Raw genomic sequence first — 16,802 nt, 5'->3', positions numbered from 1 at the left:
GGGCGATCGCGGCGGCGCGGGGCAGGTCGATCGCGCCGTCGTCGAGGGCGGCGAGGGTGGCGGGCAGGTGGGTGCCGATCTGGTGCGCGTCGGCCAGTTCCGCGGCGGCCTGCTTGCCGGGCACCGCGAGGACGGGGGCGAGCTCCTGGGCGGCGTGCCGGCTGATCCCGTCCGGTGCGCCGGCGTCGGTCCCGGTGGCGGGCCGGAGCACGGCCATCCGGTGGAGGGCGCGGGTGCGGCGGGACTGGGTCCATGCCTCGTGCTTACGCACGGCCTTGAGGTATTCGAGCACGGACCAGTCATCGAGGCTGCCGGGGTCGGTGCCGGCGAGCAGCCCGGCCAGCTCCGCCGGCTCCAGCTCCCGCCAATCCTCCTCCCACAACTCCCGGCAAGCAGAAACCGATGGAGTACTGTCTTCCGGTGTGACAGCATGGGCGCCAGCATCTACGGCGGCTTCTTCCACTGGAGTGACGCTTGTGCTTGAGCCGCTGTCGGAGCGAGCGCTAGTGTCCGGAGCTGCATCCGCGTCACTAGGTGCGGCAGCACCGTCTGGCACGGCGGAGGAGCCGGAGTGTTCTTCCGGCTCCTGTGCCTCGTCCCAGGGTTCCGCTGCCATATTTCAACGCTATGCAGCGCAAGTTCGGACTAGAACGAGCGTTCGACGTATGTGCACAAACACCGCCCGGGACGGTCCTGTGGAGGACAAGACGCGTCTGTGCGGGGAGGAAGGCGTCTTGCGGGGCTGGAGTCGGTCTTGTGCAGGCAAGACGCGTCTGCAGAGAGGAGCCTCCTTGTGGAGGAGGAGACGTCCCTGGGGGACGGAGCCGGCCCTGTGGAAGGTACGTGTCGCCAGCGGGGAAGGCTCCGACTTGTGCAGGACAAGACACGTCTGTGGGGAAGGAGACTCCCTGCAGGGGATGAGACGGCCTATGGAGGGCAAGTGTCGTCTGTGGAGGCCGAGAGAGGACCCTGTGGAGGGCAAGACGCGTTGGTATCAGAGGAAGCAGGCCTGCGAGGAGGAGGCAAGCCGGCGGGGGAGCTTTCACGGCCGCCGATGGTCCAAGCAAGAGGGGAAGGTGGGAGCGGAGATGTCGGCGATGGACCGCCGTCGCGCTTGGGAAGCGGCTGACGGCGGACCGAGGACCTCGCCCAAGACCTCGCCGAGGACTCAACAAGAGGACTCAACAAGAGGAGCCCGCCCCGCGAAGGGACGGGCTCCACAAGCCGTGATTCACCAGCTGTGCCGGCTGCCCTACAGGGGCGCCTGGCTTACAGGTTGCCGGTGGCGATGCGCAGCATGCGGCGCAGCGGCTCCGCGGCGCCCCACAGGAGCTGGTCGCCGACCGTGAAGGCGCTGATGTACTCGGGGCCCATTTCCAGCTTGCGGATGCGGCCGACCGGGATCTCAAGGGTGCCGCTGGCCGCCACCGGGGTGAGTTGCTCCATGGTGGCTTCCTTGGTGTTCGGCACCACGCGGGACCACTCGTTGTCGGCGTCGATGATGCGCTCGATTTCGGCCACCGGGAGGTCTTCGGTGAGTTTCAGGGTGAGCGCCTGCGAGTGGGATCGCATGGCGCCGATGCGCACGCACAGACCGTCGAACGGGATGCGCTTGTCATCACTGAGGCCCAGGATCTTGTTCGTCTCGGCAGGCGCCTTCCACTCTTCCTTGGACTGTCCGTTGCCCAGATCCTTGTCGATCCACGGGATCACGGAACCGGCCAGCGGCACGCCGAACTGGGAGGAATCCAGCTCAGGATTGCGCTGCAGGGCCAGGACCTTGCGGTCGATTTCCAGAATGGCAGAGGCAGGGTCGGCCAGTTCGGCGGTCACGGCAGCGTTGAGCGAACCGAACTGGTTCAGCAGTTCGCGCATGTGCCGGGCGCCGCCGCCGGAGGCTGCCTGGTAGGTCATGGAGGTTCCCCACTCCACCAGGCCGTTCTTGAACAGCCCGCCCAAACCCATGAGCATGCAGGACACGGTGCAGTTGCCGCCGATGAATTCCTTGACGCCGCGCGCCAGACCGGCGTCGATCACGTCACGGTTCACCGGGTCCAGCACAATGATGGAGCTGTCCTGCATCCGCAGCGTGGAAGCGGCATCAATCCAGAGTCCGTCCCAGCCGGCGTCGCGCAGCTTCGGGTAGACCTCGGAGGTGTAATCCCCGCCCTGCGCGGTGACGATAATCGGCAGTTTGGCGAGCGTCTCGATGTCGTACGCGTCCTGCAGTTTGCCCGCGCCTTCAGCGAACGCAGGGGCGTCGCCGCCGGCGTTCGACGTGGAGAAAAAGACGGGGTTGATCAGGTCGAAGTCGCCTTCATCCTGCATGCGCTGCATGAGGACGGAACCGACCATGCCGCGCCAACCGATCAGGCCGACGGACTGTGCAGAGGAATTGGCTACCGGGGAAGTCATATCACCTAGTTTACGGGCAGGGTCAATTCGGGTGCTGGTGAGTTACGCGACTCTGGCGGCATCACTCCGGCGGCATATCAAGGGTACGCGTACGACGGCGGTGCTCGGGTTGGATGCCTCGACCCGGCCTGAGTGCCGTCCGGTCGCGCTGACGCACGGCCCCCCGCCGCCCTGCGGTTGACCGTCCGCATGCACCCCTAGGCCGACCAGAATCTCCGCGTGGTGCTACTGCGTGCTGCTGTCCTCCCCGCGGACCCAGAGCGAGATGCGGTAGCGGGTGCCGTTGGCCGCGGTGCTCCAGCCTTCGGTGGGGGAGACGCCGTCGAACTTCCATTCCGGGCCCAGTTGCGGGGCGTAAGTGTCGCCGTCGGTCTCAGTGTCAATAACAGTGACCGACGCCGCGTTGGAATGCTGTGTGGTGAGGTTGAAGATCTCGCCGCCGCCAAGGATCCAGATTTCGTCGCTGCCCGGACTGGCTGCGGCCGCGGCCATCGCCTCCTCCACGGATTCGACCACCACCGCACCCTCGGCAACAAGCTGGTCGCGCATTTCCGGCCGGCGGCTGATCACAATGTTGGTGCGTCCCGGCAGCGGCCGGTATTTGTCCGGGAAGGACTCCCAGGTCTTGCGGCCCATCACCACGGGATGGTTGAGGGTGGTCCGCTTGAAGTGCGCCAGGTCCTCGGGCAGGTGCCAGGGCATGCCGCCGTCGCGGCCGATCACGCCGTTGGTGGTCTGCGCCCAGATCATGCCGACCACCGGTGCCGCCAGCCGTTGCGGCTGCCCGTCGCCGGTGACGGCTGCGGCGGACACTGCCTCGGCGACGCTGTCTGGATAGGGGCGCGGGCGGTCGACGGCGTAGGTCGAGCCGGAGGCGGTGGCGTCGGCTGCGCCGGCGGAGACGACGATGGCTGCGCCGTCAGCGGCACCTGCAACGGCGCCCGCGTCAGCCGGGCTCGCGTCAGCGAGACCGGGGATGTTGTCGGCGCTCATACGGCCACCGGTGCCTTGATGGCCGGGTGATGCTGATAGTTCGCCACGTCGAAGTCCTCCAGCGAGTAGTCGAAAATGCTCTCCGGCTTTCGCAGGATGTTGAGCGTGGGGTACGGGTAGGGTTCGCGCGAAAGCTGCTCGCGGACCTGGTCCACGTGGTCGTCGTAGACGTGCACGTCACCGCCGGTCCAAATGAATTCGCCAGGCTCCAGGCCCACCTGCTGCGCCAGCATCAGGGTGAGCAGTGCGTAGGAGGCGATGTTGAACGGCACGCCCAGGAACATGTCCGCGCTGCGCTGGTACAGCTGGCAGGAGAGCTTGCCGTCCGCCACGTAGAACTGGAAGAACGCGTGGCACGGCGGCAGCGCCATGTTCTTGATCTCCGCCACATTCCACGCCGAGACGATGTGTCGGCGCGAGTCGGGATTGTTCTTCAGGTCTTCGACCAGGTTGGCGATCTGGTCGATGTGCCCGCCGTCGGGCGTCGGCCAGGAGCGCCACTGCACCCCGTAGACCGGACCGAGCTCGCCGTCGGCGTCGGCCCATTCATTCCAGATTTTGACGCCGCGTTCCTGCAGCCATTTTGCGTTGGAGTCACCGCGCAGGAACCAGAGCAGCTCCAGCGCCACGGACTTGAAATGTACACGCTTGGTGGTGATCAGCGGGAAGCCCTGGGCCAGGTCATAGCGGATCTGGCGGCCGAAGACGCTGCGCGTGCCGGTGCCGGTGCGGTCCGATTTGGCCGTGCCGTTGGCCATCACGTCGCGCAGCAGGTCTTCATACGGGGTGGGAATCGCGTTCACAGCGTCCAGTGTAGTTGAGGGGTGCTTTGGCGACTGCCGGCGGGCATCAAGCCTTGCGGCGCCTCCAGTGCGGCGGCTCAGGGCTGGGGCGCCTCAGGGTTGTTGGGGCAGCCATCAGGTGCGGCTAGTCGTCGTAGGCGTCGAGGATCTCCATGGCAACGATCTTTCCGTTCTGCTTTCTGGAGATGTGGCAGACCAGCACTGCACCGGGCCGCAGGTAGGGGTCCTCGGTGGGCAGTTTCGCGGCGAGCAGGGGGTCCATCCGGTCGGCCAGTACTTTGAACAGGTTCGGCAGCACGGGCCGGTGGGTGCAGACGGCGGTCGGCTTGCCCTTCTCCAGCAACTGGAACAGCGCGGCCCGGGCCTTCTTCGGGTTCCGCTCATTGTTGTGTTCGGTGATGGCCTCAACGGTCCGCAGCTTGGTCTGGGTGTGCAACACGTACGGGGTGACGGTCTGCACGCAGCGCAGCCAGGGGCTGGAAACAATTCGCTTCGGTCTCCAAGCGGACAGCATCCGGCACACGGCCAGCGCCTGCCGCCGCCCGGTGGCCACCAGCGGACGCTCGCCCTCGGCCTGGGACCACGCTGAGCGCGGTTTGGCCTTGGCATGGCGGACGACGACGAACGGGTAGGTGTCGAGCTCGCCCCGCTGGTGTGCGGCCTCCAGTGCGTCCAGTGGTTCGACGTCGGAGGGGTTGGTCAGCAGTTCGCGCGCCTTGGCCGGCTGGCACCAGAGCACGCGGTCAACTTCGCTGCCATCGGGAACGGGTTCCTGCTTGTCCAACTTGGCCGCCCAGTACAGCACCTGCTTGAGCCCGCTGTTCACCCGGTAGTAGATCGTGGGTAACGGAATGCCCAGCCGGATCTGCACGCCTATTTCCTCGTCGACCTCGCGGACGGCGCACTCTGGAGTGGTTTCGCCGCTGTCCAATTTGCCCTTAGGCCAGGACCAGTCGTCGTAGCGTGGCCGGTGGATCAGCAGCACTTCAAGCCGCCCCTGGCGGACGCGCCAACACAGAGCCCCCGCAGCAGTGACTTTGACGCCCGGGGGAGCGCCGGCGTCGTCGGTCTTGTTCTGCGTCATCAGCGGCGGGTCAGGGTGCGCTGGCGGGACCGGGAGGCGAGCAGCCAGGACTGGATATCCGAGAGCGGGTTGCCGTCGTCATCCTTGTGGTGACGGGTCCAGTAGCCGTCGCTGTCCAGGTGCCAACTGGCGGTGCCGGGGTCCATGTACCGGTCCAACAGGGCGAGCAGATCGTAAATGTCCTCACGCGAGTTCAGCTGCACCAGGGCCTCCACCCGGCGGTCCAGGTTGCGGTGCATCATGTCCGCGGAGCCGATGTAGACGACCGGGTCGCCGCCGTTGGCGAAGCCGAACACCCGGGAGTGCTCCAAAAACCTGCCCAGCACGGAGCGGACGCGGATGTTCTCGCTGAGCCCCGGCACGCCCGGGCGGACGGCGCAAATGCCGCGGACAATCACATCCACCTTCACGCCGGCCTGCGAGGCACGGTAGAGCGAATCGATGATCGCCTCGTCCACCATCGAATTCACCTTGATCGCCACGCGGGCGGCCAGACCGGCCCTGCTGTTGGCAATTTCCTTTTCAATCCGGTCGATCAGTCCCGACCGTACCGACCGCGGCGCCACCAGCAGCCGCTTGAAGGTGGACTTCGGAGCGTAGCCGGACAGCTGGTTGAACAGCTTGGAGAGGTCTTCGCCCACTTGGTAATTAGCCGTCAGCAGGCCCAGATCCTCGTAGTACCGGGCGGTGCGCGGATGGTAATTGCCGGTGCCGATGTGGCAGTAGCGCCGCAGCCCGTCGCCCTCCTGGCGCACCACCAGCGAGAGCTTGCAGTGGGTCTTCAGGCCCACGATGCCGTAGACCACGTGGACGCCGGCCTGCTCCAGCTTCCGGGCCCAGTCGATGTTGGCCTGCTCGTCGAACCTGGCCTTGATCTCCACCAAGGCCAGCACCTGCTTGCCGGCTTCGGCGGCGTCGATCAACGCATCCACGATCGGTGAATCGCCCGAGGTCCGGTACAGGGTCTGCTTGATCGCCTGCACCTTGGGGTCTGCCGCTGCCTGCTCCAAAAAGGCCTGCACCGAGGTGGAGAACGAGTCGTAGGGATGGTGCAGCAGGATGTCGCGCCGGCGCATGGCAGCAAACACGTTCGCGGCCTTGGAGGTTTCGCTCTCGTTCAGGTGGCGGCTGGTGTGGGCCAGCTGCTTGGGGTACTTCATGTCCGGCCGGTCAATCCCGTAGATGGCTTCCAGTCCGCGGAGGTCCAGCGGCGCCGGCAGCGCGTACACTTCGGATTCTTCGACGCCGAGTTCGCGCACCAGCAGCTCGCGCACGCTCGGGTTGATGTCCGTGGCCACTTCCAGCCGCACGGGCGGTCCGAAGCGGCGGCGCAGCAGTTCCTTTTCCAGCGCCTGGAGCAGGTTCTCGGCGTCGTCCTCTTCGACTTCCAAGTCCTCGTTGCGGGTGACCCGGAACGTGTGGTGCTCCAGCACTTCCATGCCCTGGAAGAGCAGGTCCAGGTGCTGGGCGATGACGTCTTCCAGCGGGATGAACCGCGCGGTGCGGCCGGGCACCGAGCCGGCGCGGGGTCCGTCGACCGAGATCAGCCGCGGCAGCTGGTCCGGAACCTTGAGCCGGGCAAAGAGTTCCTTCTCGCTGACCGGGTTGCGCACTATCACGGCCAGGTTCAAGGAGAGCCCGGAGATGTACGGGAACGGATGGGCCGGATCCACCGCCAGCGGGGTCAGGATCGGGAACACCCGCTCCCGGAACATCACGGACAGCTCGGTGCGGGCGGCTTCGTCCAGCTCATCCCAGCGCACAATGTGGATGTGCTCGTAGGCCAAGGCCGGCCTAATCTGCTCGGCAAAGACCCGGGCGTGCCGATGCTGCAGCTTGTGCGCCGCGATTTTGATCTGTTCCAGTTGCTCGCTGGGGGAGAGCCCGGCGGCGGAAGGCACGGCCAGGCCGGTGGCGATCCGGCGCTTTAGGCCGGCCACCCGGACCATGAAGAACTCGTCGAGGTTGGAGGCAAAGATGGACAGGAAGTTCAACCGCTCCAGCAGGTAGAGGTCCTCATCCTCGGCCAACTCGAGGACGCGTGCATTGAAGTCCAGCCAGCTGATTTCCCGGTCCAGGAACCGTTCCAGGGTGAAGTCCCCGTCGGGTGCCAGCGAGGGGGCGAACTCCGGAATGTCGATGCGGTCCTGGGTGGCGCGGGCAGGCACCATTTCGGAAGACCCTAAGCGGGGAATGGCTGCGGCTTCAGGTTCGGTGACCATGCTTTCTCCTGCTTGCGTCGGCGGGCCGGGCTGCCTCGCACAGGGGCGCCCGGGTACCTCTAAGGTTAGCGACTATTCCGCGCCAGCCTGAGCCTGTGGCGCATACATCACGTCCGCATCCCAGCGGGTGAAGCCGAGCTTGCGGTACAGCCCCACCGCGGGCTCGTTGTCCGCGTCCACGTAGAGCATGATCGCCTGTTCGCCGGCGTCCTGCAGGTGCTTGATGCCGGCGATGGTCAGCGCCTTGCCCAGCCCGGTGCCCTGCGCCTGCGGCGTCACCCCGACGACGTACACTTCGCCGATGGACGGGTGGCTGCCGGTCCGCGGATGGACTTTGGTCCAGTGAAAACCAAGCAACTCGCCGCTGTCCTGGCGCACGGCCAGCAGGAATCCTGCCGGATCGAACCAGTCCTCGGCCATCCGGGCCCGCAAATCGGACAGGGTCATGGCACCTTGTTCCGGATGGTCGGCGAAGGCGGCGGCGTTCGCGGCAAGCCAGGCTTCCTCATCCTGGCCGGGCACGAAGGCGCGGATGACGACGCCGGCCGGCAGTTCGGCGTCGGGCATTCCCGCAGGATGGGTCAGCCGCATCCGCCACAGCTCGCGCACCGGCGCGAAGCCGAAGCGCGCGGCGAGCCGTCCCGCGGCCTCGTGCCCGCCGTGCGACCACGCCCTCACGTCGGGCAGTTCGGTGTGCTGCTGCACGGCTTCGGCCAACCGCAGGCCCACACCTTCGCAGCGGTAGGACGGGTGCACCACCAGTTCCAGGACGCTGTCGGCGCCGGCAGCGGTGGCCAGGCTGACGACGGCGACGCCCGCCAGCGCGCTCGCGGTGGCGGGATCGGAGCGCTCTTCGCCGGCGTAGGTGGCCAGCACCAGCAGGTCGGCCCAGTCCGCGGTGCGCAGGTTCACCCAGGTCTGCTCGGAGAGCGGCGGGTTCCCGTCGGATTCTTCGGCAGCGGCGGCGAGCGCCTTGATGTCCGCGAGGGTCTCGGTGTCAGGGGCGCCCTTGATGGTCAGCACGGGCCACAGGTCGGAATCCGATGCAGTCATGAGCACAGACTATCCGAGCAGGCAGCGACGGCGGAGAAACGCGGCCCGCCGCATGACGAAAGCGCCCCAAGCTGGGTCAGCCGGTGACGTCGGCGGGTGCTTCTTCCGCAGCGCGCACCAGGGTGAAGCGGTAGCCGACGTTGCGGACGGTGCCGATCAACTGCTCATGGTCAGAGCCCAGCTTCGCGCGCAGGCGCCGCACGTGCACGTCCACCGTGCGGGTGCCGCCGTAGTAGTCGTACCCCCAGACCTCATGCAGCAACTGGTCCCGGGTGAAGACCCGGCCGGGATGCTGGGCCAGGTACTTGAGCAGTTCAAATTCCTTGTAGGTCAGGTTCAGCGGTTGCCCGCCCACGCGCGCCGTATAACTGGCCTCGTCGACCACCACCCCGGAGGCGTGGATCTCGGTGCTGGTTTGCTCGTCGCCGGCGTGCGCCCGGGCGATCACCAGACGCAGCCGCGCCTCTACTTCGGCCGGGCCGGCGGTGTCCAGGACCACGTCGTCGGCCAGCCAATTGGCGCTGACGGCGGCCATCCCGCCCTCGGTGAGCACCAGCACCAGCGGTGCGCCCAGTCCGGTCGCCTTCAGCAGCTGGGTGAGCGAGCGCGCGCCGACCAGGTCCTTGCGGGCGTCCACCATGACCACGTCGGCCGGATCGGTTTCCAGCAGCGCCGTGGGTTCGGCCGGCAGGATGTGGACCTTGTGGTTCAGCAGCTCCAGGGCCGGCAGCACGCCAACCGACGAGCCGGGGCTGTTGGTCAACAGCAGAATGTGCGGCATGGTTCCTCCAAGGGGGTTGCGGCGCACACCATCGGGCTGGGCCCGGAAGGTCCTCACTCAGCAGGGGAATCCTGCCGGACGGTGGCACAAGTATAGCGCCCGCAGCCCGTGGAGCCGCGGGTTCTCGCACCGCCCCTGCGTCATAGGGCAGTATGACTAGCGTGAAAACGTGGATCGTCGCCGTAGCCGCGGCCGCCGTACTGTGCGCTGTCATCGGTGCCTCCTACTTGTCCCTTCCCGTGCTGACTGCTGTGGTGTGTGTTGCCGCTGTGGTGATCGGCGTCAGCTGGCCGGTGCTGCTGGATGTGCCGGCCAAAAAGACCTTGGCCGTGGTCATCTCCTTGGCAGGAATTGCGACGGCGGTGCTCGCCTCTGTGGCGCCCGCCGGCATGCCGCTGCTGTGGACGGCGGTGGTGATTGCCCTCGGCGTGATGGCCGTCTTCCTGATCCAGTTAATCCGCGGCACCGGGCAGCCGCACCGGCTCGAATCCACCTTCGGCACCAGCACCGGCCTGGTGCTGACCTCGCTGGGCGCCGGCTGGGTGGCGGCCGAAAGGCTGGCGGCCAACACCGCCAACACCGGCATGATGCTGGTGACGGGCATCAGCGTGCTGCTGGCCATCGGCGCCTGCCTGCTGCCCTGGCCGGACCGCATTGTGGCGCCGCTGGGCGTGGTGCTGGCCACGTTGGCCGGGACTCTGGCCGCCCCGCTGTTCTCCAGCGTGCCGATGCTTCCCGCAGCGGTGGTGGGCGCCGTCGTCGGCATCATCATGGTGTGCTTCAGGCGGCTGATCCTGGCCGATGGCGGCCCCACCCGTGTGCCGGCGATGCTGGCGGCCGGTGCGGCACCGGTCATGGCCGCCGGTTCGTTGGTCTATTTCCTGGAACGGATGCTGCTGCGCTGATCTGGGCGCGACCCGGGAACATGCGGCGCGGGGTGACGTGATGTACGCGGGTTTGATCGAGGTCACAGCGGGTGGTTACGTCGCAAGCAGGCATCCTTTCGTCCGGGCCGTTACTATGGAGCCATGTCGTATCTCGGTCTTGAAATCGCCTTCCTTTCCCTACTGGTTCTCGCCGGCCTGTCCATCGCGGCTGTCGCCTCGCTGGTGGTTGTCCGCCTCTTCAAGGGCCAGAAGTAAGCGGCCCGTCGCTTCATCATGCCGATTGAACTCCCCACGGAGCTGACCCCGGAACTGGTGCCGCTGTCATGGCTGCTCGGCACCTGGGAAGGCGCTGGCCGGCTGGGTGCGGGCGAGGAGGAGGACGAACACTTCGTCCAGCGGGCCACGTTCTCGCAAAACGGCCTGCCCTACCTGCAGTACACCGCCGAAAGCTGGCTCACCGATGAGGACGGCAACCGGTTGCGGCCGTTGTCGGTGGAAACCGGCTTCTGGGCGCTGGACCGCAAACTCAACGACGCCGACGTCGGTCCGGGCTTGGTCCCGGCGGAGATTGTGCCGGCGTTGAAGTCAGCGGACGAGGTCGAAGAGCTGCGCAACGCCGACGGCGGCTTCGACATCACGGCCACCATCGTGCATCCCGGCGGGATCTCCGAGCTGTACTACGGGCAGATCAAGGGCCCGCGCGTGCAGCTGAGCACGGACATGGTGATGCGCGGTTCGCAGTCCAAGGACTACAGCGCGGCCACCCGGATCTTCGGCTTGGTCAACAATGACCTGTATTGGCGCTGGGACGTGGCCGCCGCCAAGGGCAACGAGCTGGCCCCGCACGCCTCGGCGATCCTCAGCAAGCGCCCCTAAATTAGTCCGGACGCCACCGCGCCTCCCTCTTGGCAGGGACGGCACCGCCCGCGGTGCGGCCCCTCGGGAATTCGGCACCGCCGTCAGGAGTTGATGCCAATATGACCTACCGCAGCCCCTTGCTCCTGCAGCCCGGCGCCGTCGAAGCCTCCGGGACCGACGCCGGCGTTGCCGCCCACTATTCCGACCCACTGCGCGAACAGCGTGCGCTGGCCCGTGGTGAAGCAGTGGTAGACCTGTCCCACCGCGGCGTGGTCACCGTGGCCGGCGAGGACCGGCTGAGCTGGCTGAATACCCTCTCCTCGCAGCTGTTGCTGAACCTGCAGCCGGGCCAGTCCAGCGAGGCGCTGCTGCTCACCGTGCAGGGCCGGATTGAATACGATGCCCGCATTGTGGACGACGGCGAACGCACCTGGCTGATCGTCGAATCCTTCGAGGCCGCGCCGTTGGCTGCGTGGCTGGAGTCAATGAAGTTCATGATGCGCGTGGACGTCGCCGATGTTTCCGCCGACTGGGCGGTGGTCGGCTCGGTCGAGCCGGTGCCGGCGTTCGACGGCAGGACCGTCTGGCAGGACCCGTGGCCGCAGATCGGCGCCGGCGGCTATGCCTACACCGGGATCGATGAACCCCAGCACCCCGGCCTGGAACGGACCTGGTACGAATATCTGCTGCCGGCCGCCGACCTCGAAGCCGCCGTCTCCGGCCTGCAGCTGGCCGGTGTCTGGGCGGCCGAGGCGCTGCGGATCGCGGCCTGGCGCCCGCGGTTCGGCGCGGAGACCGACGAGAAGACCATTCCACACGAGCTGGACCTGCTCCGCACTGCCGTGCACTTGGCCAAGGGCTGCTACAAGGGCCAGGAAACCATCGCCCGCGTGCACAACCTGGGCCACCCTCCGCGCCGGCTGGTGTTCCTGCAGCTGGACGGCTCGCAGCACACGCTGCCTGCCCCGGGCAGCGACGTGCTGCTCGGCGACAAGCGCGTCGGCGCCATCACCTCGGCGGCGCAGCACTATGAAATGGGGCCGATTGCCTTGGCCGTGGTGAAGCGCTCGACCGATCCGCAGGCCCAGCTGACCGTGGTGGACGACGGCGAGAGCTATGACGCCGCGCAGGAAGTTATTGTCACCACCGACGCCGGACAGGTGGTCGGCCGGCAGACCGGGTTCCTGCGCGCGCCGCGCTGATTATCTGAGTCTTCGCTTTTCGGGTCTTAACCCTTCGGCAGGACCACCGATGTCTGTGTGCCGGCGTCCCAGAAGCCCAAGCTCGCGGCCAGCGCCCGGGAGGCCTCGTTCGCCTCATGCGAGCGCCACTGCGGGATGAGCCCGGAGGAGAGCGCCTCGTGGCCGGCGATCGCCGCGATCAACGCACCCGCGCCGCGGCGCCGGTAGGCGGGCGCCGTCAGCACACTCACGTTGGCCAGGATCTGCTGCCACTCCTTGTAACCGGCGCCAGCCATCGGCGTGCTCCCGTCAAGCAGCACGAAGGACTTGTCCATCCCGGCCAACTCCACTTCGTGGTTGTCATCCGGCGGGCACATGCCCTCCAGCCGGGCGACGTCGCTGCCCGCGGTGGACACGGTGACCTCCCGTTCGGGCTGCACTACCGGCAGATCGTCGGCGTACGACAACACCGCTTTGCCCAATCCGTGGCCGCCATGCTCCCGGCTCAGCTGCATCAGCGTCTGGTACTCGGTCAGCTCGTCGTCCGAATAGGTGGCGGCCGCTTCAACCGCCCATTCCGGCCCGACCAGCGCGGATTTGTCGAACAGGCGCACGAAGGTGAGCGCACCGGCGTCGTTGTTGATCCTGGTCAGCCGGCCCGCGCCGGAGGCGAAGGCGTCGTCGGCAAATCCCAGCAAACGTGCCCACGCCAGCAGCACAATGTCGGCTGTTCCTGCGTCCAATCGCATACCGGCCAGATTACTGAAGGCTCAGCCGAAGAGAACCCTTGCCTCGTCGTAACGGTGCTGCGGAACCGTTTTTAAGTTGTTCAGTGCGGCCTCGAAACCCACGTGCGCGATGTCCGTGCCTTGCAGCGCCACCATGGTGCCCCAGCGTTCCTCCACCACAGAATCCACCGCCGCCATGCCCAAGCGGGTGGCCAGCACGCGGTCGTAGCCGGAGGGAACCCCGCCGCGCTGGATGTGACCGAGGGTAGTGGCCCGGGTTTCGATGCCGGTGCGCGCCTCAAGCTCCGGGGCCAGCCGTTCGCCGATGCCGCCCAGCCGGGGCCGGCCGAAGCGGTCCAGTCCGCGCTCGGCGTGCGGGCCCAGCTCGCCGTCCGGAACCCAGCCTTCTGCCACTACGACCAACGGGGCCCGGCCGCGTTTCTGCGCGTGCAGCACCCACTCGGAGACCTGGTCCATGGTGACGCCCTGCTCCGGAATCAGAATGGCATGCGCGCCGGTGGCCATGCCCGCGTGCAGCGCGATCCAGCCGACGTTTCGGCCCATCACCTCTGCGATCATGCAGCGGTGGTGTGATTCCCCCGTGGTGCGCAGCCGGTCGATCGCCTCCGTGGCGATCTGTACGGCTGTGTCGAACCCGAAGGTGTAGTCGGTGGCTTCCAAATCGTTGTCGATGGTCTTGGGCACGCCGACAATCTTCAGCCCGGCGTCGGTGAGCCGCTTGGCACCGGCCAAAGTGCCCTCGCCGCCGATCACGATCACCGCATCGACGCCCAGCTTGTCCAACGTCCGCTGGATGTTTTCCGGGCCGCCGTTGGGGCCGTCATAGGGGTTGGTGCGCGACGTGCCCAGGATCGTGCCGCCCTGCTTGGAAATACCGCGCACCTGGTGCCGCGGCAACTCCATGTAGTCGCCCTCCACCACGCCGCGCCACCCGTCGCGGAAGCCGATGAACTCATGGCCGTGAACGGTGATCCCCTTGAGCACAATGCCGCGGATCACCGCGTTCAGGCCGGGACAATCGCCGCCGCTGGTCATGATGCCAATTCTCATGGGTACTCCTTCTCGGTGCCTTTGCCGGTCTGCGAGCACCCCATTGAGCCCGCCTCGATTCTACGTAGGAACCTCTCCACAGTCACAAGGAGCAGTGCTTAACGCCCGGGAGCCCCCGCTTCCGCGGAGGCTCCCGGTGCGTGGCTGCCACTGCCCGGCCAAATCAGAACCTGCGCAGCAGGTTCTCCAGCGCGATGCTGCCATCGTATTTCGGCAGCAAGAGCCAGAGCACCAGGTAGGTGCCGATGCCGATGCCGGGGAACAGGAAGACCAGCAGCGTGGCGATTCGCACCCAGGTCACGTCCCAGCCGAACTTTGCAGCGATCCCGGCGCAAATGCCGGCTACCCAGCGGTCGGGGCCGCGGCGGATGGGGCTGGAGCGGAGCACTCGGTAAAAAGTTTCCATGGAACCATGCTTTCGTGTTTGGGAGCTGTTGTCACGGCGGCTGCCTTTGGGCCGGCCGCCGGCCAGCGGCCGGAAGCGGCAGCCTGGGGTAGCCGCAGGCCTGGGCTACCTGCCGCGGTTGCGGGTGGCGCTCAGCACGCCGGCCACCACCAGGGCGAGGCCGGAGCCGATCAGCAGGGCAATCATCACGTAGGCCCAGTTGAAGCTGATGTTCCACCAGGATCCGGCCAGCACCAGCAAGCCGACGGCCACGGCGATCAGTCCCCAGATGATGGTGCCCACGCGGGGCCGGCGGTCGTCGTCGTGATTCAGTTCAGTGCTCATCGGTTCTGCTCCAGTTCGCTAACGGTCAGGATGTCGACGCTACTGACCGCGCCCCTGACGGACAGGAAGATCTGCGGCGCGCCGCCGTCGTCGTTGATGATGTAGGTTCCGGGCTGCCAGACGCCGGACTGCCGTCCGCTGTCCGCGGGGGTGGCGTATTCGACGTTGCCCAGCGCCATCTGTGTTTCGACCTTGACCGGCACGTCGTCAGGAATGATGACGGTGACGGACGCGGCGACGGCGTTGACCGGGACGACGGCGGGGCCGCCGACGCTCGAGCCGGCCAGACCGCGCAGGTCCACGGTGCCATTGCCGGCCACCACGCTGTAGCCGTCGCCAGCGGCCGGGGCCGCGGTCGAGGTCCAAGTGCGGTTGGAGGCAATGGCGAAGTTGGACGCGGTCCACTGCATTCCGGCGGAGAAAACCAGCGACAGCACCAGTCCTACGGCGGCCAGGAACCCGAGGATTCCGGAGGTGCGGCCCATGGCACCGGTGACGACGACGCCGATACCGATCACGATCAGCGCGGAGGCAATCGCGACGGGGACAACGTTCAGGCCTAGCTCAACGAATTCCAGTGCGTTCAGTCCCAGCACGGTGCCGGCGGCCAGCATGGCGGCGCCCAAGGTCAGCGCGATGGCTGCGCCCGAGGGGCCTCGGGGTGCGCGCTTCGGCGGCAACGGTGCAGGCTGCGGGTACGGGCGCGGCTGCGGGTACGTCGGCCGTGGTGGGCCCTGGTACCCGCCCGCGGTTCCGTGGCCATATCCGGTGCCGGCGCCGTATCCGGTGCCGGCGGCCGGCGTCGAACCGTAGCTGGAGCCCGAACCGAAGCTGGAGCCGGGGGAGTGGGACGGGCCGGAGTGGCTGCCCGGGGCCGACGCGGTCGAGGCGGTGGTGCCGGCTGCGCTGGTGAAAGCGGAGGTACCTGGCCCGGAGGCAGAGGGTGCGGGCGGAAACGCCCCGGTTCCGTGCTGCGCTGTACCGGCGGGAGCACCGTCCCTGTTGCGGGTGGCAAGCCAGTAGACAAAGCACGCCACCGCACCCACCCAGATAGCCGCCCAGACGAAGCCACCGAAGCCCCAGCCCCAATCGTTGGTGAACCAGCCGAAGGGCCGGCTGAACACGCCCAGCACGGTGAAGATGACCGCGCCGGTCATGCCGGCCGTCCAGCTGCTGCGTCCTGCTTCTTCGGCATGGATGCGGCCGTCCGGCTCGGGCAGCAGCGCCCACGCGATGCCATACAGCAGCACGCCGATGCCGAAGACGGCCAGCAGGATGAACAACCCGCGGACCAGGATCGGGTCCAACCCGATCCGGTGCCCGATGCCTGAGGCGACCCCGCCGATCCAGCGGTCCTGCCCGCGGGGGATGCCAAGGTTGCGAAACCAGCTGAAAAACGGGTTGCTCGGCGGCGGAACCGGCGCACCGGGCGGCGGGGGAGGGAAAGCGCCGGCAGCGCCCGACGGCGGAAGCGGCGGAAAGCCCCCGTTGCCGCCGTCAAAGCCCGATCCGCCGGTGTGGCCGGAGCCGGCCGGCCCTCCGGTGTGGCTGGGGCCAATCGGCGTGGTGGGGTAGGTTTCCGAGGCAATCGGCGTGGTGGGGTAGGTTTCCGAGGCAAGCGGTTCGGTGGGGTTCGTCCCACGGTCGTCGCGGGAAGCGTCGTCGGGCCGCGGTGTCTCCACAGGCTCAGTGTCCTCGTAGCGTGCAGCGTCGTCGGCGTGCGTAGCAGCAGCCGGAGCAGAGGCGGGCCCCGCAGTGTCTGCTTCGGTGGCGTCGGGCTCGGCAGCGTCGGGCTCGGCAGCGTTGTACTCGGCAGTGTCGGCTTCCGTGGTCGCCGGCTGTGCGGCCCCTGCTTCGACGAACTCCGGCTCGCCGGATGTGGACGCCGGGGCGGGTTCGGGAGTGGTTTCGGGTGCGGCCGGCTGCTGGTCCGGTTCGCCTGTACGGTCGGTGCCGTCATTCGGGGTCGGTGCGTGTGAGGTCATAGTTAGATCAT

15 protein-coding genes and 1 pseudogene are annotated in these 16,802 nt (G+C 67.4%); 3 read left to right on the top strand and 13 right to left on the bottom strand.

The window, feature by feature from the left end; translation table 11 throughout:
* From AC5RWX_RS05410 to AC5RWX_RS05375, 8 genes and pseudogenes are all read right to left on the bottom strand, one after another.
* Positions 1 to 616 (bottom strand): annotated as a pseudogene (locus AC5RWX_RS05410) (hypothetical protein); the annotation flags it as partial.
* 653 nt (positions 617 to 1,269) lie between these two features.
* Complete coding sequence (asd, locus tag AC5RWX_RS05405; protein WP_493940584.1) at positions 1,270 to 2,415, bottom strand: aspartate-semialdehyde dehydrogenase; 1,146 nt, start codon at positions 2,413 to 2,415, stop codon at positions 1,270 to 1,272.
* Between the two features lie 225 nt (positions 2,416 to 2,640).
* Positions 2,641 to 3,408 (bottom strand): dihydrofolate reductase, encoded by a 768-nt coding sequence (locus AC5RWX_RS05400; RefSeq protein WP_493940583.1) that lies wholly within the window; start codon positions 3,406 to 3,408, stop codon positions 2,641 to 2,643.
* Positions 3,405 to 4,166 carry a thymidylate synthase gene (locus tag AC5RWX_RS05395; protein ID WP_241915276.1) on the bottom strand — a complete coding sequence of 254 codons (762 nt, stop codon included), beginning with the start codon at positions 4,164 to 4,166 and terminating at the stop codon, positions 3,405 to 3,407. Before AC5RWX_RS05395 ends, AC5RWX_RS05400 begins: the two co-directional genes overlap by 4 nt.
* A gap of 169 nt (positions 4,167 to 4,335) precedes the next feature.
* On the bottom strand, positions 4,336 to 5,295 hold the full coding sequence (locus AC5RWX_RS05390) for an NUDIX hydrolase (RefSeq protein ID WP_493940582.1): 960 nt from the start codon (positions 5,293 to 5,295) through the stop codon (positions 4,336 to 4,338).
* Entirely contained in the window at positions 5,295 to 7,517 is a 2,223-nt protein-coding gene (locus AC5RWX_RS05385; RefSeq protein WP_493940581.1) for an RNA degradosome polyphosphate kinase, read from the bottom strand. The genes AC5RWX_RS05390 and AC5RWX_RS05385 overlap by 1 nt, the downstream gene beginning before the upstream one ends.
* Positions 7,518 to 7,589: 72 nt before the next feature.
* Positions 7,590 to 8,570: a mycothiol synthase gene (gene mshD, locus AC5RWX_RS05380; RefSeq protein ID WP_493940580.1), complete on the bottom strand. Its 981-nt coding sequence runs from the start codon at positions 8,568 to 8,570 to the stop codon at positions 7,590 to 7,592.
* 76 nt (positions 8,571 to 8,646) lie between these two features.
* Positions 8,647 to 9,351, bottom strand: a complete 705-nt coding sequence (locus AC5RWX_RS05375; RefSeq protein WP_493940579.1) for a winged helix-turn-helix transcriptional regulator — start codon at positions 9,349 to 9,351, stop codon at positions 8,647 to 8,649.
* A 161-nt stretch (positions 9,352 to 9,512) separates the two neighbouring features.
* Between AC5RWX_RS05375 and AC5RWX_RS05370 the strand changes: the two genes are divergently transcribed.
* From AC5RWX_RS05370 to ygfZ, 3 genes are all read left to right on the top strand, one after another.
* Positions 9,513 to 10,256 (top strand): hypothetical protein, encoded by a 744-nt coding sequence (locus AC5RWX_RS05370; protein ID WP_493956535.1) that lies wholly within the window; start codon positions 9,513 to 9,515, stop codon positions 10,254 to 10,256.
* A 255-nt stretch (positions 10,257 to 10,511) separates the two neighbouring features.
* A complete protein-coding gene (locus AC5RWX_RS05365) occupies positions 10,512 to 11,114 on the top strand; it encodes a nitrobindin family protein (protein ID WP_493940577.1) in 603 nt (200 codons plus the stop codon).
* Positions 11,115 to 11,215: 101 nt separating this feature from the next.
* On the top strand, positions 11,216 to 12,298 hold the full coding sequence (ygfZ, locus tag AC5RWX_RS05360; RefSeq protein ID WP_493940576.1) for a CAF17-like 4Fe-4S cluster assembly/insertion protein YgfZ: 1,083 nt from the start codon (positions 11,216 to 11,218) through the stop codon (positions 12,296 to 12,298).
* Positions 12,299 to 12,324: 26 nt separating this feature from the next.
* Here the strand turns inward: ygfZ and AC5RWX_RS05355 are convergent, their stop codons facing one another.
* The 5 genes from AC5RWX_RS05355 to AC5RWX_RS05335 all read right to left on the bottom strand — a co-directional run bounded on the left by AC5RWX_RS05355 (position 12,325) and on the right by AC5RWX_RS05335 (position 16,791).
* Positions 12,325 to 13,026, bottom strand: coding sequence for a GNAT family N-acetyltransferase (locus AC5RWX_RS05355; protein ID WP_493940575.1), 702 nt, complete (start codon positions 13,024 to 13,026; stop codon positions 12,325 to 12,327).
* Positions 13,027 to 13,047: 21 nt separating this feature from the next.
* The gene (locus AC5RWX_RS05350; RefSeq protein ID WP_493940574.1) at positions 13,048 to 14,076 is read right to left on the bottom strand and encodes a 6-phosphofructokinase; all 1,029 of its coding nucleotides are present in this window, start codon (positions 14,074 to 14,076) and stop codon (positions 13,048 to 13,050) included.
* A gap of 163 nt (positions 14,077 to 14,239) precedes the next feature.
* Positions 14,240 to 14,482 carry a PspC domain-containing protein gene (locus AC5RWX_RS05345; RefSeq protein ID WP_493940573.1) on the bottom strand — a complete coding sequence of 81 codons (243 nt, stop codon included), beginning with the start codon at positions 14,480 to 14,482 and terminating at the stop codon, positions 14,240 to 14,242.
* A 105-nt stretch (positions 14,483 to 14,587) separates the two neighbouring features.
* On the bottom strand, positions 14,588 to 14,806 hold the full coding sequence (locus AC5RWX_RS05340) for a hypothetical protein (protein WP_493940572.1): 219 nt from the start codon (positions 14,804 to 14,806) through the stop codon (positions 14,588 to 14,590).
* Entirely contained in the window at positions 14,803 to 16,791 is a 1,989-nt protein-coding gene (locus tag AC5RWX_RS05335) for a PspC domain-containing protein (protein ID WP_493940571.1), read from the bottom strand. Before AC5RWX_RS05335 ends, AC5RWX_RS05340 begins: the two co-directional genes overlap by 4 nt.
* Positions 16,792 to 16,802 lie beyond the last annotated feature (11 nt).

The organism is Arthrobacter sp. SPT-J7 (assembly GCF_059089965.1).
The sequence above is the reverse complement of the archived record's forward strand: the minus strand, read 5'-3'. Positions and strand labels throughout refer to the sequence as shown.